At 73.6% G+C, this 1,751-nt stretch carries 3 protein-coding genes; 2 read left to right on the forward strand and 1 reads right to left on the reverse strand.

Annotation, left to right across the window (positions count from 1 at the left end):
* Positions 1 to 642, forward strand: a 642-nt coding sequence (locus tag AC1D15_RS30380; RefSeq protein ID WP_477828958.1) for a sensor histidine kinase, incomplete at its 5' end; no start/stop codon positions are given.
* Here the strand turns inward: AC1D15_RS30380 and AC1D15_RS30385 are convergent.
* Entirely contained in the window at positions 643 to 1,482 is an 840-nt protein-coding gene (locus tag AC1D15_RS30385; protein ID WP_477828959.1) for an AraC family transcriptional regulator, read from the reverse strand.
* 37 nt (positions 1,483 to 1,519) lie between these two features.
* On the opposite strand from AC1D15_RS30385, the gene AC1D15_RS30390 reads away from it, so the two are divergent.
* A partial coding sequence (locus AC1D15_RS30390) for a hypothetical protein (protein ID WP_477828960.1) occupies positions 1,520 to 1,751 on the forward strand: 232 nt, incomplete at its 3' end.

Raw genomic sequence — 1,751 nt, forward strand, 5'->3', positions numbered from 1 at the left:
GCACAGCTGCTGCAGACCGATGCCCACGAGCCGCTGACGAGCCGGCAGGCGGCGCGGCTGCAGCATGTGCTCGACAGCGGCCAGCACCTGCTGGAGCTGATCAACGACCTGCTGGACCTGACGAGCATCGAGGATGGCGCGCTCGCGCTGTCGAACCGTGAGGTCCCGCTCGCGCCGGCGCTCGGCGCGAGCCTGCGCCAGGTGGAACCGCTGGCGTTGTCGATGGGCGTGACGCTGGCGATCGAAGGGGCGCAGGCGCTGGCGGTGCACGCCGATCCGCGGCGGCTGGAGCAGGTGTTCGCGACGCTGCTGTCGAACGCGGTCCGCTACAACCGCCCGGGCGGACGGGCCTGGGTGGTGTGCGCCGAGGAGGGCGCACGCGTCGTGGTGACGGTGCACGACACCGGTGTCGGCATCGAGGCCGGCAAGCTCGCGCAGCTCTACCAGCCCTTCAACCGGCTGGGTGCCGAGAACACGCCGGTGCCCGGCAGCGGGCTCGGCCTCGTGATCACGCGGCTGCTGCTGCAGCGCATGGGCGCGACGATGGCCATCGAGAGCGAGGTGGGACGTGGAACCCGGGTGCGCGTGAGCCTGCCGCTGGCGCGTGTGGTGCGGCAGGAGACGGCGCTCGAAGGGCGCTGATCAGCCTCGGCGCTGAGGCTGCATCTGCTGCTGGTAGCGCGCCGGCGTGACGCCGTACATGCCGGCGAAGCGGCGCGTCAGGTGGGCCTGGTCGGTGAGCCCGTTGTCGGCCGCCACCAGCGCGGGTGCCAGGCCGGCGGCCAGTTGCCGCTTCGCGCGGAACAGCCGCAGCGCCATCAGCATCTGGTGCGGCGTGGCATGGTGCCGCGCCTTGAAGCAGCGCTGGAAATGGAACGGGCTGAGCCCGGCCGCCTGCGCCAGGTCGGCCAGCGTCAGCGGCTCGGCCAGGCGGTCGTGCATCAGGTCGATCGCGCGTTGCAGCGGCGCGTGGCCCTCGAGCGCGCGCTCGGGCGGGCCGCGGCGTGCATGCGGCTGCACCGCCTGCAGCAGGTCGAGCAGCGCGCCATCGAAAGCCAGTGGGGCATCGGCCGCCCACAGCGCCTGCAGGGCCCGGCTCGCGCGCTGCGCGCTCGCCGCGTGCTGCAGCACCGGCTCGGCGAACGACCAGTCGGCCTCGCCGGCCACCTCGCGCAGCAGCGCGGCATCGACGTACGCCATGCGGTAGCGCCAGCCGTGCGCGGTCTCGGCGCGGCCGGTGTGCAGCACGTCGGGGTTCATCAGCACCAGCGACTGCGGCGGTGCCAGGTGCTCGCTGCCGCGGTAGCGGAAGCGCTCGACGCCGGCATCGATCACGCCGAAGCCGTAGGCCTCGTGCGTGTGCGGCTCGAATGCGTAGCGCACGATGTGCGCCCGGTACAGCTCGATGCCGCCGCGGTGCGCGGGCTGCTTGAACTGCGCACGGTCGCTGGCGTGCTCGAATCGGGCGGGGACGGCTTCCACCGCACGATGATGGCATGCTCGGGGGGCGATGAGTGCCTTGCCCGTCCTCCCGCTTCACCCGGCCGACAGCTTGCGCGTGTCGGACCAGGAGCGCGCGACGCTCGCGCAGTTCGTGACGCTGTCGATCGTGCTGCACGTGCTGGCGGTGATGTGGGTCGGCACGCAGACGGGACGCTCGGACGGCGGTGCCGCGCCRCGGGCCGATGCCTGGGGGCCGCTGCGGGTGACGCTGGCGCCGCCGCCGGCGCCGCGTGCGCCGGCCGCCGCCC

This window comes from Rhizobacter sp. P2_H2, assembly GCF_056403375.1.